Annotated in this window: 31 protein-coding genes; 26 read left to right on the forward strand and 5 right to left on the reverse strand. The window is 46.2% G+C overall.

The features are described from left to right. Window positions 1-386: 386 nt before the first annotated feature. The 3 genes from MKY48_RS13125 (at window position 387) to MKY48_RS13135 (ending at window position 3456) form a co-directional block, all read left to right on the forward strand. Window positions 387-1829 (forward strand): ABC transporter substrate-binding protein/permease, encoded by a 1443-nt coding sequence (locus MKY48_RS13125; protein ID WP_339293095.1) that lies wholly within the window; start codon window positions 387-389, stop codon window positions 1827-1829. Beyond that, window positions 1816-2538 (forward strand): amino acid ABC transporter ATP-binding protein, encoded by a 723-nt coding sequence (locus MKY48_RS13130; protein WP_339293096.1) that lies wholly within the window; start codon window positions 1816-1818, stop codon window positions 2536-2538. The genes MKY48_RS13125 and MKY48_RS13130 overlap by 14 nt, the downstream gene beginning before the upstream one ends. A 186-nt stretch (window positions 2539-2724) precedes the next feature. Further along, entirely contained in the window at window positions 2725-3456 is a 732-nt protein-coding gene (locus MKY48_RS13135; protein ID WP_339293097.1) for a 3D domain-containing protein, read from the forward strand. Between the two features lie 93 nt (window positions 3457-3549). Here MKY48_RS13135 and MKY48_RS13140 read toward each other — a convergent pair whose 3' ends face one another. Continuing rightward, window positions 3550-4398: a polysaccharide deacetylase family protein gene (locus tag MKY48_RS13140; protein WP_339272441.1), complete on the reverse strand. Its 849-nt coding sequence runs from the start codon at window positions 4396-4398 to the stop codon at window positions 3550-3552. Between the two features lie 168 nt (window positions 4399-4566). Between MKY48_RS13140 and MKY48_RS13145 the strand changes: the two genes are divergently transcribed. The 7 genes from MKY48_RS13145 (at window position 4567) to mobB (ending at window position 10213) form a co-directional block, all read left to right on the forward strand. Then, on the forward strand, window positions 4567-5589 hold the full coding sequence (locus MKY48_RS13145; protein WP_339293098.1) for an NADH:flavin oxidoreductase/NADH oxidase: 1023 nt from the start codon (window positions 4567-4569) through the stop codon (window positions 5587-5589). Between the two features lie 127 nt (window positions 5590-5716). After that, complete coding sequence (locus MKY48_RS13150; protein ID WP_215154938.1) at window positions 5717-6385, forward strand: PspA/IM30 family protein; 669 nt, start codon at window positions 5717-5719, stop codon at window positions 6383-6385. 198 nt (window positions 6386-6583) lie between these two features. Beyond that, complete coding sequence (locus MKY48_RS13155) at window positions 6584-6988, forward strand: DUF350 domain-containing protein (protein ID WP_076321198.1); 405 nt, start codon at window positions 6584-6586, stop codon at window positions 6986-6988. Between the two features lie 30 nt (window positions 6989-7018). Further along, a complete protein-coding gene (locus tag MKY48_RS13160) occupies window positions 7019-7525 on the forward strand; it encodes a DUF4178 domain-containing protein (RefSeq protein ID WP_339293099.1) in 507 nt (168 codons plus the stop codon). Window positions 7526-7535: 10 nt separating this feature from the next. Further along, entirely contained in the window at window positions 7536-8267 is a 732-nt protein-coding gene (locus MKY48_RS13165) for a DUF4247 domain-containing protein (protein WP_339293100.1), read from the forward strand. 156 nt (window positions 8268-8423) lie between these two features. Beyond that, window positions 8424-9713, forward strand: coding sequence for a gephyrin-like molybdotransferase Glp (gene glp, locus MKY48_RS13170; protein WP_339272447.1), 1290 nt, complete (start codon window positions 8424-8426; stop codon window positions 9711-9713). Continuing rightward, complete coding sequence (mobB, locus tag MKY48_RS13175) at window positions 9710-10213, forward strand: molybdopterin-guanine dinucleotide biosynthesis protein B (protein ID WP_339293101.1); 504 nt, start codon at window positions 9710-9712, stop codon at window positions 10211-10213. The genes glp and mobB overlap by 4 nt, the downstream gene beginning before the upstream one ends. A gap of 11 nt (window positions 10214-10224) precedes the next feature. Here mobB and xerS read toward each other — a convergent pair whose 3' ends face one another. Beyond that, on the reverse strand, window positions 10225-11307 hold the full coding sequence (gene xerS / locus MKY48_RS13180; protein ID WP_339293102.1) for a tyrosine recombinase XerS: 1083 nt from the start codon (window positions 11305-11307) through the stop codon (window positions 10225-10227). Window positions 11308-11510: 203 nt separating this feature from the next. Here xerS and MKY48_RS13185 point away from each other — a divergent pair, with 203 nt between their 5' ends. The 4 genes from MKY48_RS13185 to MKY48_RS13200 all read left to right on the forward strand — a co-directional run bounded on the left by MKY48_RS13185 (window position 11511) and on the right by MKY48_RS13200 (window position 15579). Then, window positions 11511-12014, forward strand: coding sequence for a GNAT family N-acetyltransferase (locus tag MKY48_RS13185; RefSeq protein ID WP_339293103.1), 504 nt, complete (start codon window positions 11511-11513; stop codon window positions 12012-12014). Window positions 12015-12362: 348 nt separating this feature from the next. Further along, window positions 12363-13709, forward strand: coding sequence for an extracellular solute-binding protein (locus MKY48_RS13190; protein WP_339293104.1), 1347 nt, complete (start codon window positions 12363-12365; stop codon window positions 13707-13709). A gap of 118 nt (window positions 13710-13827) precedes the next feature. Beyond that, window positions 13828-14685, forward strand: a complete 858-nt coding sequence (locus tag MKY48_RS13195) for a sugar ABC transporter permease (protein ID WP_076321207.1) — start codon at window positions 13828-13830, stop codon at window positions 14683-14685. A gap of 21 nt (window positions 14686-14706) precedes the next feature. Next, entirely contained in the window at window positions 14707-15579 is an 873-nt protein-coding gene (locus MKY48_RS13200) for a carbohydrate ABC transporter permease (RefSeq protein WP_076321208.1), read from the forward strand. Between the two features lie 125 nt (window positions 15580-15704). On the opposite strand, the gene MKY48_RS13205 is transcribed toward MKY48_RS13200, so the two are convergent. Then, entirely contained in the window at window positions 15705-15911 is a 207-nt protein-coding gene (locus MKY48_RS13205) for a hypothetical protein (RefSeq protein WP_339293105.1), read from the reverse strand. Between the two features lie 237 nt (window positions 15912-16148). On the opposite strand from MKY48_RS13205, the gene MKY48_RS13210 reads away from it, so the two are divergent. Both MKY48_RS13210 and MKY48_RS13215 read left to right on the forward strand, forming a co-directional pair. Then, window positions 16149-16583 (forward strand): MarR family transcriptional regulator, encoded by a 435-nt coding sequence (locus MKY48_RS13210; RefSeq protein WP_076321209.1) that lies wholly within the window; start codon window positions 16149-16151, stop codon window positions 16581-16583. A gap of 54 nt (window positions 16584-16637) precedes the next feature. Beyond that, a complete protein-coding gene (locus MKY48_RS13215; RefSeq protein WP_339293106.1) occupies window positions 16638-17273 on the forward strand; it encodes an NAD(P)-dependent oxidoreductase in 636 nt (211 codons plus the stop codon). Window positions 17274-17664: 391 nt separating this feature from the next. Here the strand turns inward: MKY48_RS13215 and MKY48_RS13220 are convergent, their stop codons facing one another. Further along, complete coding sequence (locus tag MKY48_RS13220; RefSeq protein WP_339293107.1) at window positions 17665-18126, reverse strand: Hsp20/alpha crystallin family protein; 462 nt, start codon at window positions 18124-18126, stop codon at window positions 17665-17667. Window positions 18127-18248: 122 nt separating this feature from the next. Between MKY48_RS13220 and MKY48_RS13225 the strand changes: the two genes are divergently transcribed. Genes MKY48_RS13225 through MKY48_RS13245 form a run of 5 tightly spaced genes read left to right on the forward strand, consistent with a single transcriptional unit; the run spans window position 18249 to window position 19952 of the window. After that, a complete protein-coding gene (locus MKY48_RS13225; RefSeq protein ID WP_339293108.1) occupies window positions 18249-18470 on the forward strand; it encodes a spore germination protein in 222 nt (73 codons plus the stop codon). Between the two features lie 18 nt (window positions 18471-18488). After that, entirely contained in the window at window positions 18489-18719 is a 231-nt protein-coding gene (locus MKY48_RS13230; RefSeq protein ID WP_339293109.1) for a spore germination protein GerPB, read from the forward strand. Window positions 18720-18768: 49 nt separating this feature from the next. Further along, window positions 18769-19356: a spore germination protein GerPC gene (gene gerPC, locus MKY48_RS13235; protein ID WP_339293110.1), complete on the forward strand. Its 588-nt coding sequence runs from the start codon at window positions 18769-18771 to the stop codon at window positions 19354-19356. 6 nt (window positions 19357-19362) lie between these two features. Continuing rightward, window positions 19363-19548, forward strand: coding sequence for a spore gernimation protein GerPD (locus MKY48_RS13240; protein WP_339293111.1), 186 nt, complete (start codon window positions 19363-19365; stop codon window positions 19546-19548). Then, on the forward strand, window positions 19545-19952 hold the full coding sequence (locus tag MKY48_RS13245) for a spore germination protein GerPE (RefSeq protein WP_339293112.1): 408 nt from the start codon (window positions 19545-19547) through the stop codon (window positions 19950-19952). The genes MKY48_RS13240 and MKY48_RS13245 overlap by 4 nt, the downstream gene beginning before the upstream one ends. 141 nt (window positions 19953-20093) lie before the next feature. Here MKY48_RS13245 and tlp read toward each other — a convergent pair whose 3' ends face one another. Beyond that, complete coding sequence (tlp, locus tag MKY48_RS13250) at window positions 20094-20321, reverse strand: small acid-soluble spore protein Tlp (protein ID WP_071218157.1); 228 nt, start codon at window positions 20319-20321, stop codon at window positions 20094-20096. Between the two features lie 223 nt (window positions 20322-20544). Between tlp and MKY48_RS13255 the strand changes: the two genes are divergently transcribed. The 5 genes from MKY48_RS13255 (at window position 20545) to MKY48_RS13275 (ending at window position 26209) form a co-directional block, all read left to right on the forward strand. Next, window positions 20545-21837, forward strand: coding sequence for a YCF48-related protein (locus MKY48_RS13255; RefSeq protein ID WP_339293113.1), 1293 nt, complete (start codon window positions 20545-20547; stop codon window positions 21835-21837). A gap of 197 nt (window positions 21838-22034) precedes the next feature. Continuing rightward, on the forward strand, window positions 22035-22217 hold the full coding sequence (locus tag MKY48_RS13260; protein WP_076321218.1) for a hypothetical protein: 183 nt from the start codon (window positions 22035-22037) through the stop codon (window positions 22215-22217). Window positions 22218-22441: 224 nt separating this feature from the next. Continuing rightward, a complete protein-coding gene (locus MKY48_RS13265; RefSeq protein ID WP_076321219.1) occupies window positions 22442-22858 on the forward strand; it encodes a DUF2500 domain-containing protein in 417 nt (138 codons plus the stop codon). A 67-nt stretch (window positions 22859-22925) separates the two neighbouring features. Next, the gene (locus MKY48_RS13270; RefSeq protein ID WP_339293114.1) at window positions 22926-23675 is read left to right on the forward strand and encodes a glucose 1-dehydrogenase; all 750 of its coding nucleotides are present in this window, start codon (window positions 22926-22928) and stop codon (window positions 23673-23675) included. A gap of 200 nt (window positions 23676-23875) precedes the next feature. Further along, a complete protein-coding gene (locus MKY48_RS13275) occupies window positions 23876-26209 on the forward strand; it encodes an AraC family transcriptional regulator (protein ID WP_339293115.1) in 2334 nt (777 codons plus the stop codon). Window positions 26210-26333: the final 124 nt, after the last annotated feature.

Below are 26333 nucleotides of genomic sequence, written 5' to 3' on the forward strand. Positions count from 1 at the left end.
ATTGCTTACCATAGATCCTCGTATCACTTTCTGGATGATGCTAAAGTCCTGTATTTACATTTATATGTAGGAAAAATTGAACGGCCCGTAATGGTTAACATAGCGAAGTGATTTCCACAATATGGACTCTCAATCGATTCACCCCTCTAATTTATTTGTTTAAATGATTAAAAGAATCATGAGTAACATAATGCTAAGGGTATGATGAATTGACCGTTGTATTAAAATAGTGGAGTAGACGCCATATGTAGGGTTTAATATAAGGGTGCTGTTCATGAAACCCATGAATTTTCATTGCATATTCATGCATCCTGTTTTATAATGACTCAGTTGCATTTTTTCTGTGGTTGAATTTATTTGTAACAGTTAGGGGAGAAACGAGACATATGAAACGTAAATTTACAGCGTGGATGACCCTGTTCATGGTGGTCGTGCTGTCATTTGGCAGTATCGTTCATGCGGAGGGTGAGAAGAAAACGGTGATTCTCGGCACGAGTGCCGATTATGCACCTTATGAGTTCCATAAAACGATAGATGGCGTGGATACCATCGTCGGATTTGATATCGATATTGCGAAGGAAATCGCCAAGGATCTTGGCGCCGAGCTCATTATTAAGGATACCTCCTTTGATGCTCTCTTGCCGGAGCTGACGAGCGGACGCGTGGATTTTGTCATATCGGGCATGAATCCGACAGAAGAGCGCCGAAAGAGCATCGATTTCTCCGAGCCTTATTATGCTGCGGAACAATCGGTTGTCGTTCGTAAGGAAGATGCACTCAAGTTCAACACGCTTGAAAGCCTGGAGGGAGCTCGCATTGGGGTTCAGAAGAGCTCCATTCAGGAGTCCATTGCAAAAACAATTCCGAAAGCCAACGTGATATCACTGGATAAAATCCCGGACTTGCTGCTGCAACTGGAATCCGAGCGCGTGGATGTTGTTCTCGCTGAGTATCCAATCGCGAAGACCAATATGAATGAAGCGACCATGGTGATCACGGACGCTAAACCGACGGCTGAGAACGACGCTTATGCCATCGGGGTTCGTAAAGGGAACGAAGAGCTGCTGAAGAGCATTAATGCTACACTTGAGCGTTTGAAGGAGAATGACCAGATCCAGAAGTTTGTCGACGAGGCCAGCGACCTGGCTGCAGGCCGTAAAGCAGAGAATCTGAACACATTTGAGTTCTTTTGGAAATATCGCGATTATTACGCCAAGGGAATCCAGTTTACGTTGCTTATTTCGGCTCTTGGTGTATTTTTCGGTTTCATTCTCGGATTGATTATCGCTTTAATGCGGATGTCGGGTGTTAAAATCCTTAAGTTGTTGGCTTCCGCTTATATCGAGATCATCCGTGGTACACCGATGCTGGTCCAGTTGTTTATTATCCATTACAGCTTGGCAGCGTTTGATATTAAACTCTCACCGATCCAGTCGGGTATTTTGACGCTTTCTATCAACAGCGCTGCCTATCTGGCTGAAATATTCCGTGCCGGCATTCAAGGCGTGGACCGCGGTCAATTGGAGGCTGCACGCTCCCTCGGAATGACCAAGGGCAAAGCGATGCGCCACATTATTTTGCCGCAAGCGCTAAAAGGCGTTTTGCCTGCAATCGGTAATGAGTTTGTTGTCATCATTAAGGAATCCTCCATCGTCTCCTTCATCGGTGTGGCGGACATAATGTATCAAGCCCAGATTTTGCGCGGCAGTACCTATGCGGCATTGAATCCGCTGCTTGTGGCTGCCCTGATCTACTTTATACTGACATTCGTTCTTTCGAAGTTTCTGGGTGTCTGGGAAAGGAAGTTGAGTGCAAGTGATAACCGTTAAGGATCTTCATAAATCGTTTGGCAAGCTGGAAATCTTGAAGGGCATTGACATTGAGATTGCAAAAGGAGAAGTGGTGGTTATCATCGGACCGAGCGGCTCCGGTAAAAGTACCTTCTTGCGATGTCTTAATTTGCTTGAAGTGCCGACCAGCGGCGAAATTTCGTTCGAGGGTGAGCTGATCACCGCCAAGAATCACAATATCAATGCAACCCGTGAGAAAATGGGCATGGTATTTCAGCAGTTTAATCTGTTTCCTCACAAGAAGGTCATCGATAATATTACGCTTGCTCCAATTCAGGTGAAGGGTGTTTCGGCAAAGGAAGCCGAGGCTACTGCAGACGAGCTGCTTAAGTCGGTTGGACTGCAGGACAAGAAGGAGTCTTATCCTTCCCAGCTGTCCGGTGGACAGAAGCAGAGAATTGCCATTGCCCGCGCACTCGCGATGCAGCCGCATGTCATGCTGTTTGATGAGCCAACCTCCGCACTGGACCCTGAGATGGTGGGTGAGGTACTGGAAGTAATGAAGAAACTTGCCGAAGGCGGTATGACGATGGTTATCGTCACCCATGAGATGGGTTTCGCCCGGGAAGTGGGAGATCGGATCCTGTTCATGGATGGCGGTAAAATCGTAGAGGAAGGCACGCCGGACCAGTTGTTTGGCAATCCGACTCATCCTCGTACGCAAGAGTTTTTAAGTAAGGTTTTGTAACTTTTATTTCTACATTGTAACAAACAAAAACAGCGCCATACCTGATCGTTTCAGGAATTGGCGCTGTTTTTGTTTGCTTATTGGTAACAATTGCTTGCAGTATAGGTTACAAAATTGTGATATATTGATGTTCGTTGACATATTACATCCGAATTACCAGGCTACATAAAAGGAGGCATCTATTAGATGTTACAACAAATGAAATCATGGACTAGAAATTATGGACTTAACAAAAATAATAAGATCGCTGGAAAAACAGCAAAATGGTTTACCGTTACAGCCGTTGTACTCGGCCTGACTTTCGCCGGAGGGGGACTGCAAGCCCATGCAAGCTCCGTGCATGTCGCGAAGAACGGCGATACCTTCTACTTCTTATCTAAACAGTACGGCGTTAATATGGACAAGCTGATAAAGGCTAACCCTGCGATTAAGGCAACGAATATATACCAGGGACTAAAAATCACCATTCCAGGGACGGTATCGATGAACTCGACGGCATCTGCTGCACCTATCGCTCCAGGAACCACCGGATTTACGCCCAGCTTGAGCGTTTCCCCTGAGAAGAACGTGGTGGAAGCATGGGGCAAGACGTTTAATTACAGCAAAGCATTGTCGGTCAAGGCTACTGCCTATTCTTCTGCAGCAAGCGAGAACGGTGGTTGGGGCGCGGTTGATTACTTCGGAAATTCCCTTGAGCTCGGCACCATCGCTGTCGATCCCAAGATCATTCCGCTCGGTACCAAGGTGCTTGTAACAGGACATGAGCATCCAGGACTGCCGAAAAAGGCATTTGTGGCAGAAGCTCGTGATATTGGTGGAGCTATTAAAGGGAATAGGATTGATATTTTCATCCCAGGTTCAAAATCATCCGTGAATCAATTCGGCATTCAGGATATCAAATTGTTCATTATCGAATAATTTAATTCATCCTCATGAAATAATCATTCTAATACGGAAGACGGCTAGACTGGATCCAAACTCCAGTTAGCCGTCTTTTTTTGTTATTCAGATCTATCTCGACTCTGACACGCCTAACATCTCCGGGAGTGTGACGAAGCTATATCCCTTACTCCGCAGCTCGGTAATAATGTCCGGGAGTGCTTCGATCGTTCCGGTTAGGTTGGATCCCACGCCACCTCCGGCATGTTGGAGTACGATCGAGCCTGGCCCGACCGCTGATAAAATGTTGCTTTTCACCTCTTCCTTACTCAGCCCTTTCCAATCGAGGGAGTCGACATTCCAATTCACGACTTTGTATCCGTTTTTACGTGCCCACTGAAGCTGCTCTTCATTGATATCACCATAAGGCGGACGGATTAGCCGAGGGTCCACTCCGGTTAGGGATTTCAAGATCGTGTTGGTACGTTCGATTTGGCCTTTGAATTTCTCCAGGCTCAACTTGTTCAGCTGGGCGTGATTATAGGAGTGATTGCCAATGGCGTGACCTTCATCATGGATTCGTTTCGCGAGATCGGGATGTTTTTTGGCCCGTTCCCCCACTGCAAAGAACGTGGCTTTTACCTGAAACTTTTTGAGGACGTCCAGTACTTTTCCGGTAAATCGGGGATCCGGGACATCATCAAAGGTCAGAGCGATCTGTTTGATCCGGGGTCCGCTGGAGCGAAAGGTATCCGGATATTTTCTCAGTAATTGACTTAAAGACGGCGCATCGTCTGAATTTTGGGTCTTATTGCGCTTGGCATGATCCAAGATTTGGCCGGATTCCGACATGACAGAAGTGTCCTGGGGTTGAAGTGACAAACTATGTACATCGGATGCGTGTGCCGAGATGTCCGGCACCATGAAAAAGAATAACAGGATACACAACAGGCAGCTTCCTGCACGGTATCGATTGAACATCACGATCGACCCCTTTCGCTTTTTAATATGGTATGCCCAGTTGATCGTGCGATTATCCTCAATATGGGAATGCGATGTTTTTTAGTTTTCCCTCAGAAAGGTGTATAATAACCGGTAACAGATTGGTTATTACATCTTGATCATTTGGATATGGAAGGAGATAATCGCTTGGCAGACTTGTTTACACCTTACAATTTCAAGAATTTGACCCTCAAGAACCGCATTGTTATGCCACCGATGTGTCAATATTCCGTTCAAGCTGAGGACGGGATTCCGAATGATTGGCATTTTGTTCATTACGTCAGCCGTGCCGTTGGAGGTACTGGCTTCATTATTGTAGAAATGACAGGTGTCCATCCTGATGGACGCATAACGAATCAGGACACGGGGATATGGGACGATAATCAGATCCCAGCCTATCGCCGTATTGTGGAGAGTGTGCATTCTTATGGAACCAAGATTGGTATCCAGCTTGGGCATGCCGGAAGAAAAGCGCAGGATGCAGAACCGTCAGTAGCCCCTTCTGCGATTCCGTTCAGTTCCCATTACAAAATGCCCAAGATGCTTTCCGGGGCGGAAGTGGAAGAGATCATTCAAGCCTTCAAGGAAGGCGCGCGTCGAGCTGTTGAGGCCGGGTTCGATACCGTTGAGATTCATGGCGCCCATGGTTACCTCATTCATCAGTTCCACTCGCCGCTAACGAACCAGCGCAGTGATGAATATGGTCAAGACCTTCCTCTGTTCGGAGAGCGGGTTGTTCAAGCCGTTAAGGAAGTCCTGCCCGAAGGCATGCCGATCATAATGAGAGTATCTGCAAAAGAATATGTGGACGGCGGCTATGATGTGCAATACTGTGCGGAGATCTGCAAACGTTACCGCGATGCCGGCGTCGATATTTTTCATATCTCCTCGGGGGGAGAAGGCCAGGTCGGCGCCAATGGAGGTCCGGAAGCGAAGCCCGGTTATCAGGTGGATCTGGCAGCAGAGTTCAAACAGCTGTTAAAGGTGCCTGTTATTGCGGTAGGATTGCTGGATGATTACCATGCCGCGCAAGAGGTGATTTTGTCAGGCAAAGCGGATCTGGTAGCGATTGGCCGGGGCATGCTCCGCGATCCCTACTGGGCTGTTCATGCAGCCAAGGCGCTTGATGGAGGACAGAAAGTCCCCAAGCAATATGAACGAGCATATTAAAAAATGCGTGTTCCAAAATTGTGAGTTTTGAACAACTTCTAAAAAAATTTTGAAACGTTTGGGAACATGCAACGTAAATATTAATCATATACCAGTATTTTAAAGTGAAAGCGAGAGGAAGAGAACGATGTCCATATTTAAAAGATTGCGCGATTTGACCATGTCCAATATTAACGCCATTATCGACAAGGCGGAAGACCCGATTAAAATGACGGATCAGTACATTCGAGATATGACGGAAGATCTTGAGGATGCTGAGAAAGCGGTAGCTTCACAAATTGCCATTGAGAAACGCTTTAAAGCACTTTATGAAGAGCAAGCTGCGCTTGTGGAAAAACGCACGCAGCAAGCGCATACCGCAGCACAAGCTCAAAACGTTGATCTTGCCCGCCGCGCGCTGGAAGAGAAGAAGGCCGCCGAGGCCAAGCGTGATGAGTACAAAGCCAGCTACGATCAGAACAAACTGGCAGCCGACAATCTGCGCGGCAAGCTGGAAGAAATGCGCAAGCAGCTTACAGCGATGAAGAACAAACGTGAAACTTTGGTCGCTCGTTATAATGCCGCTAAAGCGCAAACCGAGATCAACAAAGCGATGAACGGGTTTGGGACTGATACAGCATCGGCCGGATTGAAACGAATGGAAGAGAAGATGCTGGCTATGGAAGCTCGTGCGGAAGCAAGCAATGAAATGTCGTCAAGTGAGAAATCCCTTGATGAAGAGTTTGAGAACCTTGGCAAGGACAAAGTCGTTGAGGATGAGCTTGCAGCCTTGATGAAACAATACGAGAACAAGTAATAATGGATTTTAGCGGTCTAACAGTTATATTGTTCAGGGGGCGAGGGAGAAACAGCAGAGCTGAATGCAGCTGAGCTTCTCCTTCGCTTTTGTTTGATCGTAGATATAAGGGAAGATCCTTTTATTAGACGTCTGTCTTCAATTGAGGCAGCCCGGGTTTAAGGGAGTTTTTTGTATGTTGAATGTGGAGGCTTAGAGATGGATTTTGATATGATCTTGCGTGTATTGCTATGGACAGCTGTCGGTGGGCTGCTGTTGTTTGTTTTGATGTTTGTGGATTCCCTGTTCACGAAATATAACGATCTTGAAGAAGTGAAAGCGGGTAACATGGCGGTAACCACAAGACTGATATTGAAACTGTTCGCACAAGGGTATATTTTATCCGTGTCGATTGGTACGTCATATCATCTACTTGAGGCGATAGTGGTATCAATCATTTCGTTTATCATATTGCTGATTCTCGAATCGTTGACAGAGCTCATGCTGCGTAACTTCGGCAAGCTGAACCTTGACAAAGGAACCCGCGAGGGAAAGACGGGATACGGTTTATTTGCAGGTTCGCTGCATGTAGTTGGAGCGTTAATTATTACCGCTTGCCTATAGAACGCATAATGGAGATAGGGGACAGGAAAGATGAGTATGTGGAAAAGAATCAGCAATTTATTTAGTAAGCCGGAGCCGCCCAAGGTAGAGAAAAGCATGCTGCAGCTGGCTCCCGGCGATATTTGTGAAGTGTCTCTAGTCACTTATGAAGTCACGGGTCGTGTGCACAATCGCGGTCGTAATGCGGTCGTCTTGACGCTTCAGGATGGCAGCACCATTGCTTATCTGCATATTGAGGAACGCGAGACGGTTCAGTATGCGTTATACGCTCCGATCGATGGACGGCTGGACTCTCCGGATGAGGTACCGTCCATCATCGATTTGGACGATCATGTCTTTCATTTGGAAGAGGAATACAGGGGACATGTATCGATTACGGGTCGTACTGCGTTTACGCAAAGTGGGGAGCAGCATGTATGGCAATACCAATCGGATGATTACAAGCTGCTGCGAATTGAATGGCAGAACGGGCGGTTTATGTTGTATGAAGGCGAGAAAGTGATACCGGGGGACGTTCGAGTTATCCGGGCGACTTAGGAGTGGTGGCATGAAGGAACGCTCTTTTATATCAATAAAAATCATATTGGTGCTGAGTTTATTCGTATCATTATTGAGTGGATGCGGAGCGCCGAATATCAAGGATACCTATCCGCTGGAATCCGTCAATCGAGACGGAAATGCAACGTCCTATGTATACCGGGCAGCTGATAAAAGCGTTCCCGATGTTGCAAACGAGCTCACGGCGGCAAACACGCCGGATCAATCGTCTCCTGCGGATACCGAGCGGATGTTTCTGGTGTATGGGGATGAGTATTACCATTTGCAGCAGGACCCCCAGAAGCCAACCGATACGCTGATCGAGATCGATTCCAGGGAGTATGTTCAGCGCAATTATGATTCAAGTTTTTTGCAAGGTTACTTAACGGCAGTTCTGATCGGAAATTTATTTGATTCGATGGGCGGCGGAGGTTACCGGGGGTATACAAGTAAAGATGTGTATAAACCGGCACAAGGTAACTATAAGAAGCCGACAAGCAAGGATAAGAAGATCGCTCCGCCGTTGACGGTGGACCGGAGCGGGAAGATTACTCGGCGCGGTCAGGATTCTGCCGGTACCGGTGGAGGCCTATTCCGACGAAATCCGGATACAAGCGGAGACCGCGGCACGATTAAGCGCGGCGAAAGCGGCGGGGGGCTGTTCGATTCGCCTACGAAATCGTACAAGAAGCCGAAGACCCGAATCGGATCTGGCAAGATCTCGCGAAGGGGACGAAGGTAAAGCAAGGAGTCTATAAGCGCATGGTCTGGTGACCATGCGCTTTTTTGTACGAGCAGAAGGGTTTCATATGAGCCGAAGGCTCGGTTTGAAGATTGCTCAGAATGTAGTACAGTAAGAATGTCAGGTTTCTTTGAGTCAGAAAGTGAGGAATGCGTTGTGAAGGATAATCATTCGATATCGCCTAAGAAACAAAATCATAAATTTGATCGGCGCGCTTTACAGGTAGCGGACGCGCAAGCGCTTGCCGCTTCATATGCAGGGCTTGGTCAGGAGGAGTTCATTCGGCTGCAGGATAGTGATGGACGTGTGCTTGCTTCCGATGTCATCGCCCCTCACCCGTTTCCGGCTTTTGCACGTTCGGGCATGGACGGTTATGCTGTTCGCTCAGCGGATTTGGCAGCATGCGATCTAGGGGGAAAGGTGTGGCTCGAGGTTGTAGACCAGATCCCGTGCGGATATGTGTCTTCAATCCCGATCGAGCAAGGCAAGGCTTCCCGCATCATGACAGGCGCTCAAGTCCCGGAAGGGGCGGATGCTGTCGTTATGCTTGAAGCGACGGAGCTTCGAATGGAGGATGGCTTAACCCATGTAGGCTTCAAGAGGTCCATCGAGAAGGGGAAGAATATCACTCCCCTCGGATTCGAGCTTCAGGAAGGTGATTTGATCCTCCGCCGAGGAACTCTGATCGGGCCTGGAGAAATTTCAGTTCTGGCTACCTTCGGCATACATCAGGTTGAAGTGTATCGTCAGCCAGTGGTAGGAATTTTCTCGACGGGCACCGAACTACTGGACATCACCGAGCCGCTTGAACCCGGTAAAATCCGAAACAGCAATACCTATATGCTCGCATCGCAAATTCGGGAAGCTGGTGGTGTGCCAGTGATTATGGAGGCGATCCCGGATGATATCGAGCTTGCCCGCCAGAAGGTGGAGGAAGCGCTGCAGGTGTATGATATCGTGGTTACGACAGGCGGCGTTTCAGTAGGCGACTACGATATTATGGGGGAGCTGGTGACATCCGGCGGTCTGGACATGCTGTTTAATAAAGTCACGATGCGTCCCGGAAGTGTTACAACCGCGGCTGTTAAGGATGGTAAACTGCTCTTCGCGCTATCGGGTAATCCGGGGGCATGTTATGTGGGATTTCTGTTGTTTGTCAGACCTGCGATCCGCAAGATGCTTGGCATGGAGCAGTTGTTCTTAACCGAATGGACGGCAGAATTGGGTTCGGATTACTCGAAAGTGAACAACTTTACCCGTTTCGTCCGGGGGAGCCTTAAGGTGTCAAACGGCAAGCTTGTAGCCACACCTGCATCCCTTGATGAATCGAGTGTCATGATCACGATCAAAGACAGTGACTGTTTAATCGTGATCCCGCCAGAGCTTCGAGGTGCAGTTAAAGGCCAAGCCGTACAGGTCCTCGTTCTGCCAGGAACCTGGACATGAAGGTTTTCCAGGTATGCGGTTATAAGAACAGCGGCAAAACCACGTTGATAACCGCCTTGATTCCACTGTTGAAACGGCATGGCATTCGGACAGCCATCATCAAGCATGACGGGCACGGATTCGAAATGGACCACGAAGGGACAGATACGTACAAATTCCGTGAGGCGGGAGCCGAGGGGATTGCTATCGCTTCGCCAGGGCGTACGGCGATGCTGATGGAAACGGAGCTGGAACTTGCGTCGTTAGTCCATTTGTACAGCGATTTTGAGCTGGTGCTTGTTGAGGGCTATAAGATGCAGCCTTATCCGAAGCTCGTACTGCTGCGAGGAACGGAGGATATTGGGCTAGTGGATCAAGTTGAAGAGATCAGGGGTATTGTGGTGCGTCCTGAAATGCTGAAGGAACCGTCAGCCCTGCATGAGATACAGCAGCGGCTAGCGGTTCCCCTATTTACTTGGAATGACACAGAGCGGATTACGTCGGTGCTGCTGTCATTATAAAGAAGTTGTGGTTAATCATCGGAGCGGCGTTCAATCGCCTCGGACATCGTTTTGTCCGTTAAGTGGGCGTACACTTCGGTTGTCTCGGTGGATGCGTGACCCAGTTGTTCTTTGGTTTTGTAAATATCATTTTGCAGATAATAGTCGGTTGCAAACGAATGCCGCAGCTTATGCACGGTTAGGGCTGGCTTGCCAAAACGCTTGGCGTATTTGATGATCATCGCCTGAATTGCCCGCTTGGTCATGCGCTGCCCTTCGTTCTGGCCGTTACGCAGTGCAACGAACAGAGCCTTTTCTTTTTTCGGCACCTTGTAACGGGCCTGCCGAAGCTGCAGGTAATATTCAAGATCGTCTTTGGCTTGCGCACGGAAGTAGACCGGGGTTTTAAAGGTTTCGTCGTTATTACCTTTACGATAGACATGGAGCATTTTATTGTTCAGGTCGATGTCTGCCAGATTCAAATTGACCACTTCGGATACACGAAGGCCGGAATTTAATATGAGGCTGGCGATACAGGCGTCTCTGACTTTATTTTGCTCATGCGCGTAGAGCGCCTGTTTGTTCTGCTCCACATCCAGCCCATAACCTTCGTGAATGTAAGTAATGAAATCCTGAAGCTCTTCTTCTTCCAGTATTTTTCCTTTTAACTTGGCAGCCGTATCTTTGGGTTTATGAATTCGCTTAATTTCCACTTTAGCCATGATGTTACGCTTGAGAAGCGGGTAAAAGTCCTCGTCCTCTGCAATCTGGCTTAAATAATGAAACAGGGAGCGCAGCGATGAGAGCTTGCGGGAAACCGTGATTCTGGAGTTGGTCCCTTCCCGGCGCGTAGTCAGATATAATCGATAACTGGTGATGCTGTCCATGCGCAGCGTCTCCAGCTCGAGCAGCGTCACCTCTCGATTAGAGGTTGCTTGGGACAGCCCCTCCGACCGGAGCCAATTAAAGAACGTTTCATAATCCCTTACATATTCGAGCAGGGTGGAGGGGGAGAGATCCGGGAGCTTGTAGTCGATAAATTGCAGTACGAACCAAGGCATGTCCGGCGATTTCTCATCGAGTCTTGCACGGTCGATATCTTTTTGTATATTCATGTTCCACCTCGAATAATTGTCTTTATAGCGATGACCTGTGTCATTAATTACTAGTGTAACATATGGAAAGTCTATCGTGCTTGCAGGTGTCAGATCACGGTGCTCACTGATCCGTTATTGCGCTTGTGTTTCACTATGAGCGGATACTATGATGAAGATATGACGCGTTAAAATGATAGATGATATGCCAGGGAGGCGGCAGCATGATTTCAGAACGAGCGGAACGCATGGGAATTGAGCTGGTTCCGAAGCGGAAACAAGCCGTTATCGTAAACTTAATGCAATTGTACCTATATGATTTCACCAAGTATCTGGATATTTCGGTAAATGATCAAGGGTTGTTTTTACCCTATCCGGATCTGGATGAGTTCTGGAAAAAGCGGGAACGGAAATACCCTTATCTGATTACGTTTGATCAACGGCCAGCCGGGTTTGCTTTGATCGAGCGAATGGATGACGCCGCAGAAGCGGACTATTACATGACGGAATTTTTTGTTATGCAAAAATATCGGCGAACGGGATTGGGGACTTGGGCGGCGACCTGTCTGTTCGATCAGTTCCAGGGACGCTGGAAGGTGACGCAAGTGAGCAGCAATATACCGGCGCAGGCGTTTTGGCGAAAAGTCATTGAATCTTATACGGGCGGTCGATATGAGGAATATATTGATCCGGTTCGTCATAATCCTTCGCAATATTTTAATTCCTAGTATTAGCCTGTCGAGAGATCTCGACAGGCTCTTTTTTGCTGCTTAGAAGATTGCAAACCATGACTGTAAATGATGATGTTATTTCAACATACGAAAAATTCATAATAGAGAAATGCCCATCCATTTCCTGATCTAACCACTGCATTATTTTCATCTGGCTTCCTCTATACCTAGCACATTTTCCTAGTTTAAAAAGGGAGGCATGAAGCGAAAAAAGTTGACATGGAAAAATTTCCCCCTGCAAAAGATGAATGTCCCCCTTTGAAACCAGTAGGGCTTGGAATAAAATTCTGGTAGACAGCAAGTATTTACATAAGGTTCTGAAAAAAATACTTAGGGGGATTAGAAATGAAAAGGACTTCCATGTTACTCATGAGTGTCATGTTGTTGCTCTCCATGTTCCTAGCAGCATGCGGTAACAGCAGTGGCACCAACACTCCTGCTGCTGAAGGAGATACTCCGAAGACGGAAACGACTCCGCCGGCAGATGAGAAGAAGGATGAAGCCGCTCCGGTTTCACTCCGCGTGTTCTCGACTTTCGGAGGAACTGACGCAGCTCGCGAAGCCTTCCAGGCAGCGTTGGATGAATTCACGAAGGAGCATCCGAACGTGAAGATAGACAACGATACCATGTCCGCAAATGATGACGGTTTCAGAACGAAAGTTAACACCGACATGAACAGCGGCAACGAGCCTGACTTGCTGTTCTACTTCATCGGGGCTGACGCAGAAGGATTCGTCAATGCCGGTAAAGTTGTGCCGCTGAACGAAATTCTCGACGCTGACGCTGAATGGAAGAACGGCTTCATTCCTGACGCGCTTGAGCTTGCCAAGCAAAAAGACGGTAACATTTACGCTGCACCATTGACCGGTTTCTATGAAGGCTTGTTTGTTAACAAAAAGATCTTTGAAGAAAATGGTCTGGAGCTTCCAACAGACTGGGCGAAATTGACCACAGCTGTGAAAACGTTATCTGACAAAGGCATTATTCCTTTGTCCGTACCATTTGACCAATCCCACTACCTGATCGAGCATACGATTTTGTCCGCAGCAGGTCCTGAAAGCCAAAGCAAAGGTCTGCTTGATGGCATCGATCCAAACTGGGAAAAAGCGTATGCGGCTATGAAAGAATTGTATGACCTGGGCGCATTCCCTAAAGATGCAGCAACGATCGACCTGAGCATGTCCGGCAACTACTATAGTGAAGGCCTGGCTGCTATGACCATCGAAGGATCTTGGGCAGTTGGCGGTTGGAGCGATGATACTCGTGACAACTCGACAGTTCTGCCATTCCCTACGGTTCCTGGTGGCGCTGGTAGCGGTAATGACATCGTAGGCGGTTTCGGTTCCGGTTTCTACCTCTCCAAAGCCACTTATGATGATACAGCCAAAAAAGAAGCGGCAATCGCTTTGCTGAAACACCTGACTTCCCCGGCATCTATTCAAAAAATCGCTTCAGCGAACGGTGGTACACCAGCTGCTGACGTTGAAGTGACTGGATTGCCGCAAGTAGCTCTTGACGGTTTCGCTATGGCAGCTAAAGCAGCTACCATCGTTGCACCGGTTGACAGTAAAGTTTCGCAAGAAACGTTTGGTAACCTTCGTGCTAATGTTCAGCCTGTAGTGGAAGGTAAGAAGACTCCTACTCAAGCTATCGAAGAAGCGAAGAAAACCGAGGATGCCAACAAAAAATAGTTTTCATCAAAAACGGTAGAATTAAAAGTGATGTTACGCCGCCCCTCTGCTTTCATTTGGGCGGCGTAGTCATTTCGGCAAGGACGATGAAGAAAAATAAACATCAAGGGTGATTAATATGAAGGGTGATCGCAAGTACATTGTGATGTTTTTATTACCCGCAGCAGCCATCATGACAATCTTTCTATATTATCCGTTCTTCAAGAGTTTGTATCTTAGCTTTTATCGCACAAGCGGCTTTTTCGATAAAAAGTTTGTGGGATGGGCTAACTATGAGAGACTCGTTACGGATAAACTACTTGGCGCTGCAACATTGCACACGCTGGAAATCATGCTCTATGTTATCGTGTTTCAGGTTGGGATCGCACTTGTGTTGGCCGTCCTGGTAGATAACATTTCCAAGCTCAAAGGGTTTTATCGAACTGTCTTTTTCTTCCCGGTTGTCATATCCGGTACGGCCATTTCCTTATTATTTGTATTGTTCTACAATTACAACTTTGGTTTGCTGAACAATTTGCTGGCGAATTTCAACATTGAGAAGATTCTGTGGCTGGATGCGAAGAATGCGCTTAAGGCAGTATCGATTCCAACGGTATGGCATTATGTGGGCTTTTATTTCGTCCTGTTCTTGACCGCCATGTCCAAAATACCCGCGGATTATTATGAGGCTGCAAAATTGGAAGGAATCACCGGGTTCAAGAAAACAACGATGCTTACAATTCCGCTCATCATGAGTGACATTAAGGTTGTTATCACCCTTGCCATTACGGGAACGTTGAAGGTGTTCGAGTTCATCTGGGTCATTACAAGCGGCCAGAATGGAACGGAAGTACTGGGAACGTATATGTACAAAAAGGCCATGGTGGATCAGAACTTTGGTTACGGATCGGCGGTTGCTATATACATGGTGATCTTTGGCGTACTGCTTGCATTGATTGCCAACCGTTTGATGAAAAGAGACGAGATTACATACTAAGCATTATAGGGGTGTACTGTTATGGAGCCAACCATCGTCGTTGAACACAAAACTCAGCGCGTTAGGAAAAGTCGGTTTAGTTTAGGCACCACGTTGATGTACGTGATTTTGACAGCGTGGTCCTTAACAACCATCTATCCGTTATTCTGGATCGTGAATAACTCGTTCAAGGTTTCTCGCGATGTGATGAATAATTCCTTTGGTATCGCATGGGAACCGGTGTTTGTTAACTATCAGAACGCATTTGACCGCATCAATATCGGAAGAAGTTATATCAATAGCTTGGTGATGTCCTTCAGTACCGTATTGTTGGTGTTATTGCTCGGAGGACTAGCCGCTTATGTGCTGTCCAGATTCAACTTTAAAGGCAAGCGCACGATTTATTCCATTCTGTATGCGACACTTTTGATCCCGGCGTTTGCTACCGTAGTTCCGGTATATGAGCTTCTTATCAAAACCAGCCTGGTCAATACGTACTGGGGCCTGATCTTCCCGCAAACGGCAGGCAATCTGACGTTTGCGACCTTGGTTATTGCCGGTTATATGGCAACGATACCGAAAGAGCTTGAAGAAGCTTCTTTTATGGACGGATGCAACCGATGGCAGATGTTTGTTAAGATATTCGTTCCGATCTCGCAGCCTGTATTTGCATCGACAAGTATTTTTGTATTTATGTGGTCGTACAATGACTTGTTCTCAGCGTTGATCTTTGTAAACAAAGAGAATGTCCGTCCGATCGTTGCCTTGCTTAATGAGATCAGTTCCCAATACGGAACAGACTTTGGCCTGATGGCTACGGCAGTATCTCTGACCGTTATTCCGGTGCTGATTGTGTACCTGTTTATCTCAAAGTATATTCAAAAAGGTTTGACCGAAGGAGCCGTCAAGGGTTAAGGAGACAGCGAATTCAACGAATAGGCAAGTCAAGAGGGGACGCTTTCGTCACCTGTTTGACTTGCCTATTCGTTGTTTATATTCCGTTTAGTATTTTAATCTGAAGCAAGAGTCAAATCAGCATTTTAAGCAGTGGGGCGATTATATTTGACTAAGCGTGAGAAGCTATCTTCTCCTTGACCGGTATGGATTGCTCTTTGGGCAATCGCTTTTGCTGCATTTAAGACACTGCTATCGATGCCGTGATGTTCGGACACGTGGATGATATGCTCCATACTTGTCATGTTGGAGATGAGAGTTGTGCCCTCGCCAGGGTAGACGACTTGATCCACATCTTGTGCGATATAGGTTTTTTTAATTATAAAAATAAGGTGATTATTTCAATATATGAAAAATTCATAACAATGAAGAAAAGCGCTCCCTATCTCTCAGGCAAACTATATACGGTTTCACCCGTACCTAGTTACGACGAAAAGGATAAAATCAATCATCAAACTAACCAAAAGAAAGTTATTGACAAAATATTAGCTTCGTGTTAATTTGTATATACAAATGAGAGGTGACTGGTTATGAACATCGATGATTCCATACTAAGCTCATGCTTGTTTTTTACATCGAATCGGTTTGCTCGTTCGATGACCAAGATGGCGGAGGAAGCTTTTGCCAAAGCTGGTTTATCGCCAACATATTCCTATGTTCTGGTGGTAATCCATCAATATCCCGGCATAACGCAGAAAGAGCTAAGCGATAAGTTATCGATTGCTCCATCCACAAGCACCCGGTTCATTGATAAGCTGGAGGAGAAGCAGTTGGTACTGCGCCAATCCGAATGGAAAGAAACGCATATTTTTTTAACGGATGAAGGGAAGTTGTTATATCAGGAGCTGAACCAATATTTTGAACAGCTGTATGGACAGTATGTTTCCCTCTTGGGGAAGGAACATAGCGAACAATTAACTAAACTTCTCCATGAATCCAGTGAAATATTGAAAAAGGGAATATAAAGCCTCTTTTTCACCCCTCATTTGTATATACAATTGATAAAGGAGAGATTCATCATGAAGATTGGTATTATCGGTGCAACAGGGAAAGCGGGAAGTCTGATTCTCAAGGAAGCACAAGCACGCGGTCATGAAGTAACGGCAATTGTACGTAATGCATCCAAGGTCTCCGATTCCAGTATTAACATTTTGGAGAAGAACGTGCTGGATTTGACTAATGCCGATCTTCAAGGCTTCGATGTTGTCGTGAATGCTTTTGCGGCGGTGCCTGGGCAGGAAACTCAATATGTGGAAGTAGGCCGAGTATTGATAGAAGCTCTGAAAGGCACGAATACCAGACTGTTTGTGATGGGCGGTGCCGGAAGCCTGTTTGTTGATGAAGCCAAAACCTTGCGACTCATGGAAACTCCTGATTTTCCTAAGGAATATTATCCGACAGCATTCCACGCCGGTGAGAATTTGAAAGACCTGGAGCAAACTTCTGATGTGAAATGGACGTTTCTTAGTCCGGCAGCCTTCTTTAATCCGAAAGGTCAACGCACTGGCAGCTATCAGGAAGGCAAGGACCATGTCATTGTCAATTCGAGCGGTCAAAGCTATGTCAGCTACGAGGATTACGCGATTGCGGTATTGGATGAACTTGAACAGCCGAAGCATATCAATGAGCGTTATACGGTAGTATCCGAGGCTTAATAAACCCGGCAACGACCTCCATATAGATTTTTAAATAAGCTGATTTCATCATGAAATCAGCTTATTTTAATGTAGAAAAACGGCCTTAATAAGTGAATAATACATCATATGAAAAATTCATAATAAGCAAATAACTTCAATTTATCTAGCTAACTTCGATCTAATACACCCCAACCTCCTATATAGTCCCTACACAAAAGTGAAAATGGTGGGGAGGGAAATATACATATTATAGGAACTATTCTTCATTCCGTTAAAATGTATAAGTTATGCGTATGGTTGCATCATCCAGTGACCTGCATACAACATTGGTTGTACGCAGGCTGAACCGGAGTAAAGGACAGTAGGAACCGTTTTTGGTTTGTGACGAAACATCGCAAGATATAGGAGTTCATAAGAAACGAATATTGATATCACGAAATCGGCCTGTAGACATTTTTGGCATCTTAATTTGAAGAGTAGGCTGTTTATAGGTCGCAATGCTTTGTGCAGGAAGAATGGGAACGGGTAAGACGATGGTCTGGCTTTGTTCTTTTGGCAAACCTTGGATTTTAATCTGTGTCCGATTTAGCTTAATCCATAAGTTTTCCGGATGGACACGTTTGGGGATATAACATTTTACAACAAGAAAGTTATGGGTATCAAAAGTTTCATATCGAAGTGTATTAGGGTTAGGCAGCATTTCATTTCCGGCGGTTGCTTGTTTTATCGTATCCTTTACATAATCCTCAATTACGGTTGGATCCAGCTGGAAATCCTCATTGAGATCATTAAGATCTTTGAATGGAAACGAATTGTTGTTGAAAAAAGAGTCCTTTGACAACCAGTCAGGCCGTTTGGATCTTGAGTTCATTCTATATCCCTCCTTCGTTCTGTAAATTCATTATATGGGCGAAAGAATGTTAGAGTGACATCTGGGCTTCCAACTACATAGAATAAATCCAAGCGTATGATTTTGAATGAAGAGGTGGAATTGTGGTTTCGATTATCGGCAATATGAAGATTGTAAACGTGGGCCCCAGTTCTACGGTCTTGGTTGGAAATACAGGCGTCATTGATTTAGACAGTACCTCAAAAGCTTATTCCGGCGCCAACTCGTTCACCACTGGCGATAGTATTGGTACGAATATTACAAACAACCAGGCCAGCAGCACGAATACATTCGATCCGGACTTGATCGATTCACCTAATGCTTAATTAAGGTTGTGATCCACTGTGAATCTAACAGTACATCAATGTATTAATATACAGCAGCTTCGGGTGGGAGCGGTGACTAATTCTTCGGTGCTGCAGATTGGAACCGCCGGAGAGATCCGGGCATTATCCAATATATATAACACAGGTGGGTTTACAGGCCCTGCTCCGGAATTCGAGCCTCAGAATAGTAGCAATAACCCCTTGGTCCCATTACCTGCGCCAATTGAAGGACTGTATAGGCAAGAATGAGGTGAATCACCTGTGCATAGATTGTATAAGGAGCAGGGGAGGCGGTTCCATGTATGATTATTATATACAGCAATTGTTCTATATTCTTCAAACCCAGTCAGAGCAGCTGAGTAGAATGGAACAAATGCTGAAGGAAATGCGCAGTCAAATAGATCAATTAAAACCGGGAAGCGAGAAAACGATAGATCGGGTGCAATATAATTTTGATTTATTGAAGATTGAAAAATTGGAAGGCACCTTAAATATTGGATTGATGCCTAAGGCTGGGCAATCCCTGGACGATATTACCGTGAATGGTCAGCCGTTAGAACAGTCTCAGACGGGAAATACAGGCGGCGAACTACACTCGAACATATATCAGAATGTATCACGTTATCTAGAAGATATCGTACCTAAGCAGATCGAGCGCATGCTTCCCGAATCCAAGCTTGTAGTTGGTGATGAATATGCTGGGGTTATTATCGAGGATATTCGTAAACAACTCGGAGACCGTATAACAGTTTATCTGAGGCAATATCAAACGAATAGGGAATCTATGAACCCGCAAGATGTTGAGCAATCGATCATCAAACAAGTGAAGAGTGAGATCGTTACTGCAGTTGAGCAGCACCTTCTTAATTTGCAACGAGGGAAGTGAATTCAAATGAAAATGACAGTCGTCAATAAAGAGCTTCAGGTTGGTTCGATCCGCATTACAGCGATCTCAAGTTCATCGGTACTGTTGATTGGAGATACCCATGTCATGAATTGCTCCTCCATGTATGATACGCCTTCCGAATCACTGCAAATCACCCCGCTTGTTCCGTTATCTCCGGGTGCCGCATCATGAAGCGTCATTCACACGTTGATAACATGTATATCATCAATATTTCCAATAGCTCCGTATTTGTATGCGGTGAATCGGGACATATCGATGCCGATACGCGTGCATTGGCGGTTCAGCGGCAGGTGCCGGTGTTCTTTGAAGACGAGGGACAATATGAGGATTACCCGATATTCTCCAGGTTGATACCCATATGGCCACCGTACTCAGACGTAGAACTAAATATTATACAAGATTATAAAAAGATTCATGTGGGATGCGTCGATATTATAGCCACTGCATCTGCATCGGTTGTACAGGTGGGTCCGAACGATACTATGGATTTGGAATCCAGGGTGAAGGCGATCAGACACTTTATTACGGATGCACCCGAGTATTTAAAGGATTATAAGGGAGTTATCGTCAAATAGAATTTCGTGAACCGGTACTGAACGAAAAATCACTATGTTACCTTCGTTCACAGTGACCCTGACGATTCACCGATTGGTAGGAGATATGTGCAAAACAGGAGGAGCGCCATGCGCTCCTCCTGTTTCTATGTGATCTACGGATTATTCTCCTTGCTGATGGGCAGCTTCGTCTTTGATCTCTTCTCGGAAGCCGGAAATACTCTTTTCGCGACGAGCATTACGATCTTGGATCTGTTCTTTCTCGCTTGCTGGAATCTCATCCCCGAACTCCTCGAGATAATCTTCGGCTTCACGGTAGTTCTCAATCGTGTTTTGGACGGCCTGTTGCAAATGTTCTACATTGTCTTCGCGATTATCGGGTTTAGCCATGAGTTGTCACCTCCTTAAATTCAACTGCCTTGCTAAAATTTCACACCTCAAGAGTTTTCCATAATAAAAACATCCTTATGCATACGAGACTGACACTATCAAAAAAGCTACAGTATTGTAAATATTGCAAGTCACATCTTTACATATCCGCCCGACGGAATATGTTATAATGTCGAAAAAGCAGACTTGCAGCATGACATCGAAATAAGAGGGGGAAGAATTCTTGAAATCAAGTCGTTTTATATTCTGGCTCAGTATGCTAATGATGATGGCATTGATGTTAGCAGCCTGTACCTCAGAACCGATAAAACAACAGCAAACTTCTACAGTAGAAGACCCTCCTGAATCGGTTGAAGAAGAAGAAGGTCAGACCATTACACTAGTAACGCCGGATACGGCGATGAAAGCGCCCGAGGAAAAAAGTAAATATCAGATACATACACGGTTGACGGATTTCCAACTCATAAATGAGTCAACAGGGATTGCTTGGGGGATAACGAACACGGAGCTGCGCCTTTACCAGACGCAGGATTATGGCGAAACGTGGGTTGATATCTCTCCATCCTCGAATGTACAGTTCGTTGATAAACTGGAGTATGGGAAAGACATCGTGTTCACGGATAAGAAACATGGTTGGATTATACGCAACAAGCAGAGATCAGCTGAAACGATCCTGCTCAATACGACGGATGGAGGAGACTCCTGGAAGCTTTCTTCGCTGCCGGAGACAGGTATCGTCACGGCCATGTCCTTCGTATCATCTCAGCAGGGATGGATTATGGCAAAAGGCAACCTTTCCCGGGGCTCTGAGGAGAAGTCGCTGTTTCGAACCAGCAATAATGGCGGATTATGGGAAGAGGTCATGCAGAATACAGAGTATCCTACATCTCGCGTTCCCGGCAGCGTGATCCCACGAACAGGGTCCATTATTGGCTTAACCTTCACGGATTCGCTTGTCGGATTTGCGACCATCCGTGAAATGCAATCCTCCAAATTGTATATTACCCGTGATGGAGGTCAGAAGTGGAAGTCCTCCGGACAGATATTCAAGAGCAAACTGCTGGATCCGTGCGGTTCGGTCTTTGCAGGTGCCCCCAAGTTTCTGGGCAGAGGCAGTAGTGGAAGTGAGGTTTATATACCGATTACCTGCGTGAAGGAGGATCAGGCGAGCTATTTGGGTTACTTTACTGCCGACACGGGGAAATCATGGAATCTGGTGTCATTCCCCATTTCTGGTGATACCGGTCAGGGGTCTATTCAGCCTGTTTTCCGGCGGCTTCATGATGGGTGGAGAATGGTGAACGGTATTGTTTATCATACGAATGATATGGGCAAGACCTGGAAGCCATTTCCAAGGAGTAAGCTGCTGAACGATAATCTTGCCAAATATCCGAATGTGGTAAAACTGCAGTTTACCTCTTCAGATGTCGGTTGGATGCTGATTGAAACATCGGACAAGAATCGATCGCGTCTGATGAAGAGCAGTGACGGCGGGGCAACCTGGCAGGGTCTATAGTTTTCGACGAGAATATATGATCTGAATATGCCGATAAAAAAAGCAGATTGAAAAAGCTTTATCGAATGTGACCATCAGTTCGGATAAAGCTTTTTTTCGGTATATATTGTGAAATAAATCACAAAGAATAACCTCTACGTATGCTACTATAAAGGTGTAATCAGATACTCCAAATTGTTTAGAAGGGGACGATCCTCATGCATACCGATCAAATGACGATAAATTTCCTCCGCCTTTGCTACCATTGTGATGATGCTTGTTTATGCGACACCGAGGAGCAGTGTCTGGCCTGCTGGAATGAGCAGGAAATGACACCGCAGGAGCATGAAATGACAGGACAAGAAGAAACGATGAAATGGATGAGATTGGCTTACGATTGAATGGACATGAAGACAATGAAGACAATAAAAAGAATGAGTGAAACAGGACGTTCTAGTCCCGGGAAGAAGCTGATGACTGGCAAAATGCAGACATCAGCTTTTTTTGGTGCTCCCAGAAAGGGACAAGTTCTTTAAAATTTCAATCAAACTTTCCATAAGGATGAGTTAAATTGTCCGAATTAAAGCATATACATATTTCAAGACAAGGTGGAGGGGGGAGCCGTATGGGATCGGGGTCAGTGTGGATGTTCGATTTTTTCGGCAGCGTTATGCCCGTGTTTTTCATCGTCGTCATCGGGATCATTTTGCTGTCGGCCGGTAAGGGAATCTTGCAATGGAGTCAGAATAACCGACAGCCTTTGCTATCGGTCGATTCCAAGATTGTGAGCAAGCGAACGGAAGTGAAACACACGCAGCAGACAGATGATACGATGTCGAGCCGTACTCGTACCACCTATTATCTGACATTTGAAGTAGAGAGCGGAGACCGCATGGAGTTTGTAGTAAATGGCGAGGAATTCGGCATGTGCGCAGAAGGAGACGAGGGACTGCTGCGTTTTCAGGGAACCCGGTATTACGGTTTCGTTAGGCACCCCAGAGCGCATCTTAGCGTGGTTCGAGGTTATGATCATCCGAAATAAGAGACGGATTTGATTTTTATATGCACCTTCTCTTGTGGTATATATGAAGGAGAAGGAGGGACAGCATATGAAATTTCAGGATAAAACGGTTGTGATCACGGGCTCTGCCAATGGGATTGGCCGCGGATTGGCTGAGGCTTACGCTCTAAGCGGAGCTCGAGTGATATTAAGCGATGTTCATGAAGAGCAGGGCAACCTGACGGCAAACGCCTTGAAAGAACAAGGATTGAACGCTATCTTCGTCCCTTGCGATGTAAGGAAGGAAGAAGATATTAAACGCCTGATGAACCAAGCCGTTCAATATGCCGGCACCCTCGATATTTTGATTAATAATGCCGGGGTCTCCCGTTGGAAATCGCCATATGAGCTTACGGTTGAAGACTGGGACGATGTAATCAACACGAATGCCCGAAGCTGTTTTTTGGCTACGCGTGAAGCGGCGGTACATATGAAAAAGGCTGGAAATGGCGGGGCTGTTGTCAATATGTCATCCACGCGTTCGATTATGTCCGAGCCGAATTCGGAGGCTTATGCAGCTTCCAAAGGAGCTATTGTCGCGTTGAGCCATGCCATGGCCGTCAGCCTGGGACCTGATGGGATTCGGGTGAATTGTATAAGTCCTGGCTGGATTGAAACTGGAAACTACGATGAGCTCCGTTCAGTTGACCATAAACAGCACCCAGCCGGGCGGGTAGGGACCCCAGCTGATATCGCCAAAGCCTGCTTCTATTTTACCGATCCGGACAATGATTTCGTGACGGGGGCCCATCTCGTTGTGGATGGCGGCATGACCCGCAAAATGATATATGAGCCTTAGTTATCTGAATATGAAGAGCGTCTTCCCATGGAAGACGCTCTTTTTCTTGATGGTCATAGGGCCAGAGTCTACCATATGATACAAATTCGTGATGCATTAACATTTTTGAAGAAAACCTGTTCATGATAAATAAAAACAGTATGATGTAATTAATGTAAGTACGAAAAAGCCACATCTAAAGAATGGGAAGGAATGAGGGTATGGGGAAATTGACGACAACCAGCACAAAAAATGAGCGTTCCAATCGAGTGTCCGTGTTCGTTACGCTGCTCATGTCCTATCTTGTGATACTGCTGATCCCGGTCATCGTGTTCTGGGGACTGTATACGCAAATCGAGCGGATTATGATCGAAAATGCCAACAACTCCAACATGGCACTGATTGAGCAGGCGAAGCAGGTGGTGGACAGCCGATTGGATGAAATGCATCTGATTTCCCGGAACATCACTTCACATCCGCGACTGGATGGGCTGCTAAAGGCAAAATCCCCTCAAAATGGAACCGAGAACTACAATTACTACACTTTCATGCAGGAGATGCAGCGATACCGCAACAGCAGCAGTTTTATCACCGATTTTTATGTATATCTACGGGAGAGCGATACGGTTCTCAGTCCCACCTTAAAGACAACGTCCAGTGTCTTGTTCTCCGATATTTACGGATATGAAAAATTAACCTATCAACAGTATCAATCAGATATTCTGCACGGCATCCACTTTAACCGGTATTTGCCAGTGACTGAAGTCGGTAAAGGATTAAATCAGAAACGCATGCTCACATATATGCAAACGCTTCCATTTGGAGAGAAGGCCAATCCCAAAGGCGCGCTTGTTATGCTGATTGAGGAGAGGCAGATCGCAGGATTGCTTGATGAGATTGTGAAAACAAACCACGGAACCATTTATATCAAGGATGCCAGCGGCCAAGTGATTCTTAGTGCCGGTGAATCAGAGGTTCGCAATATGGGTAAAACCACGGATCATCCGCGTGTGTTGACAGTATCGACAAGATCTGCGAGGAGCGGGTGGGAGTACGTATCGGCCGTACCGGAAAAAGTGTTTATGGAAAAGGTCAATATGGTCAAACGAATGGCCGTTGGTGTTATGGCTATCTGTCTTGTCGCTGGGATTGCGGCCTGTGCCTTCATGACCTACCGCGCGTATTTCCCTTTGCGCGACATCATCCGCTTCATCCGGCAATCCCATCCGGCTAAGGAGGGGAAGGTACGTAACGAATATGATTTTATCAAATCGACGATGGCTGATTCCTTCGGTAAGCAGACAGAGATGAAGGAACAATTGTCCAGGCAAACCCCTGTGATTCGGTCCAACTTTTTGCAGCGATTATTGAAGGGAAACGTGGATACAGCGGATATGTCCGATCATGCTCTGGACTTCATGGGGATCTCGTTCCCGTATTCCAGTTTTGCCGTTGCCTTGATCGAGTTGAGGGATGCCAGTGGGTTCATACATAATGAGCGGGAAAGAGAATGGGCCCTGATCCGTTTTGTCACCGGGAAGGTGGCGGAAGAAATTCATCCCTTTACCGCATATTCCGTGGAGCTGGAGAAGAACCTGGTTGCGATTATTCTAAACATGCCAGAGCCGCTGCATGACAAGGCAGGCCAGCTGTACGATTGGGCAGAGCAAGTGAAGCAGGTGCTTGAACAGCGCTTTAAATCCGAAATAACGATCGGGATCAGCGATATCCGTACAGGTCTTGGATGCTTGGCGAGCGGCTACACCGAAAGCTTGAAGGCTTTGGAATATTCCATTTTTACTGCGTATAAACCGATTTTATTGTACGAAGAAATGAAACAGAAAACGGGGGTGTATTATGATTTTCCCATTGAGACGGAAATCCAGCTCATTAACGCTATGAAAAGCGGGGATACGGATAAGGCGCAGGATATCATCCAGTGTCTGTACCACAATAACTTCAACGGACAATCCATCTCGCCTGAGCTCGGCAGACTCATGTTCGCTAACTTGCTCAGCACCATGTTTAAGCTGCTGAATGCTTTGAATTTGAAGTACGAGGATATATTCGGCGAGTCAGGCAAATCGCTTGAGGAAATTACGGAGGGGAGTACGGTAGAGGAGCTCTACCGGGAGGTGAAACGGATGTTCGGCATGGTTTGCCTCTACGTAAAAGATCAAAGGGGCGATTCCTCTTCGCTGCTGCTTGAGAAGATCAAGAGCTACATTGAGGATCATCACGACGATTCCATGATCAGTTTGGCTTCCATTGCCGAGCAATTTGATATTACACCGCCGTATCTGTCGGCTTTCTTCAAGAAAAACAGCGGCACCAATCTCACAGATTACCTGGCCAAGATTCGGATCGAACGCTCCAAGGAAATGATGCGGGATGCTAAAAATACGATTTCGCACATTGCCCGGTCCGTCGGTTATACCAGTGACGTCGGTTTTATCCGGGTATTTAAGAAATACGAAGGGATCACCCCGGGAAAATACAAGGATACCCTGCATTCCCTATCATCGACCTTAAGAAATGATCATCTCAATTCTTAATCCCTGTTTATGCATGTTGAAACTGTACGGTATACGATGTAAGCGTTTCAGCATTAATATTTGGGGCAGGGCTGGTTGGAATCTTCTAAGCCTGGTCTTATCTCGGATGATCATTCTTTAGGAA

This window comes from Paenibacillus sp. FSL W8-0187 (assembly GCF_037969755.1).
Lineage (GTDB): Bacteria > Bacillota > Bacilli > Paenibacillales > Paenibacillaceae > Paenibacillus_AQ.

Excerpts from the sequence above, each read along its gene's own strand:
- MKY48_RS13240 (WP_339293111.1), top strand. The coding sequence starts at position 19,363 with ATGAAAATGACAGTCGTCAATAAAGAGCTTCAGGTTGGTTCGATCCGC.
- tlp (WP_071218157.1), bottom strand. The coding sequence starts at position 20,321 with ATGGCTAAACCCGATAATCGCGAAGACAATGTAGAACATTTGCAACAG.
- gerPC (WP_339293110.1), top strand. The coding sequence starts at position 18,769 with ATGTATGATTATTATATACAGCAATTGTTCTATATTCTTCAAACCCAG.
- MKY48_RS13265 (WP_076321219.1), top strand. The coding sequence starts at position 22,442 with ATGGGATCGGGGTCAGTGTGGATGTTCGATTTTTTCGGCAGCGTTATG.
- MKY48_RS13160 (WP_339293099.1), top strand. The coding sequence starts at position 7,019 with ATGAGTATGTGGAAAAGAATCAGCAATTTATTTAGTAAGCCGGAGCCG.
- MKY48_RS13220 (WP_339293107.1), bottom strand. The coding sequence starts at position 18,126 with ATGAACTCAAGATCCAAACGGCCTGACTGGTTGTCAAAGGACTCTTTT.
- mobB (WP_339293101.1), top strand. The coding sequence starts at position 9,710 with ATGAAGGTTTTCCAGGTATGCGGTTATAAGAACAGCGGCAAAACCACG.
- MKY48_RS13135 (WP_339293097.1), top strand. The coding sequence starts at position 2,725 with ATGTTACAACAAATGAAATCATGGACTAGAAATTATGGACTTAACAAA.
- MKY48_RS13190 (WP_339293104.1), top strand. The coding sequence starts at position 12,363 with ATGAAAAGGACTTCCATGTTACTCATGAGTGTCATGTTGTTGCTCTCC.
- MKY48_RS13185 (WP_339293103.1), top strand. The coding sequence starts at position 11,511 with ATGATTTCAGAACGAGCGGAACGCATGGGAATTGAGCTGGTTCCGAAG.
- MKY48_RS13165 (WP_339293100.1), top strand. The coding sequence starts at position 7,536 with ATGAAGGAACGCTCTTTTATATCAATAAAAATCATATTGGTGCTGAGT.
- MKY48_RS13150 (WP_215154938.1), top strand. The coding sequence starts at position 5,717 with ATGTCCATATTTAAAAGATTGCGCGATTTGACCATGTCCAATATTAAC.
- MKY48_RS13270 (WP_339293114.1), top strand. The coding sequence starts at position 22,926 with ATGAAATTTCAGGATAAAACGGTTGTGATCACGGGCTCTGCCAATGGG.
- MKY48_RS13200 (WP_076321208.1), top strand. The coding sequence starts at position 14,707 with ATGGAGCCAACCATCGTCGTTGAACACAAAACTCAGCGCGTTAGGAAA.
- MKY48_RS13245 (WP_339293112.1), top strand. The coding sequence starts at position 19,545 with ATGAAGCGTCATTCACACGTTGATAACATGTATATCATCAATATTTCC.
- MKY48_RS13260 (WP_076321218.1), top strand. The coding sequence starts at position 22,035 with ATGCATACCGATCAAATGACGATAAATTTCCTCCGCCTTTGCTACCAT.
- MKY48_RS13195 (WP_076321207.1), top strand. The coding sequence starts at position 13,828 with ATGAAGGGTGATCGCAAGTACATTGTGATGTTTTTATTACCCGCAGCA.
- MKY48_RS13140 (WP_339272441.1), bottom strand. The coding sequence starts at position 4,398 with ATGTTCAATCGATACCGTGCAGGAAGCTGCCTGTTGTGTATCCTGTTA.
- MKY48_RS13125 (WP_339293095.1), top strand. The coding sequence starts at position 387 with ATGAAACGTAAATTTACAGCGTGGATGACCCTGTTCATGGTGGTCGTG.
- MKY48_RS13215 (WP_339293106.1), top strand. The coding sequence starts at position 16,638 with ATGAAGATTGGTATTATCGGTGCAACAGGGAAAGCGGGAAGTCTGATT.
- xerS (WP_339293102.1), bottom strand. The coding sequence starts at position 11,307 with ATGAATATACAAAAAGATATCGACCGTGCAAGACTCGATGAGAAATCG.
- MKY48_RS13155 (WP_076321198.1), top strand. The coding sequence starts at position 6,584 with ATGGATTTTGATATGATCTTGCGTGTATTGCTATGGACAGCTGTCGGT.
- MKY48_RS13210 (WP_076321209.1), top strand. The coding sequence starts at position 16,149 with ATGAACATCGATGATTCCATACTAAGCTCATGCTTGTTTTTTACATCG.
- MKY48_RS13275 (WP_339293115.1), top strand. The coding sequence starts at position 23,876 with ATGGGGAAATTGACGACAACCAGCACAAAAAATGAGCGTTCCAATCGA.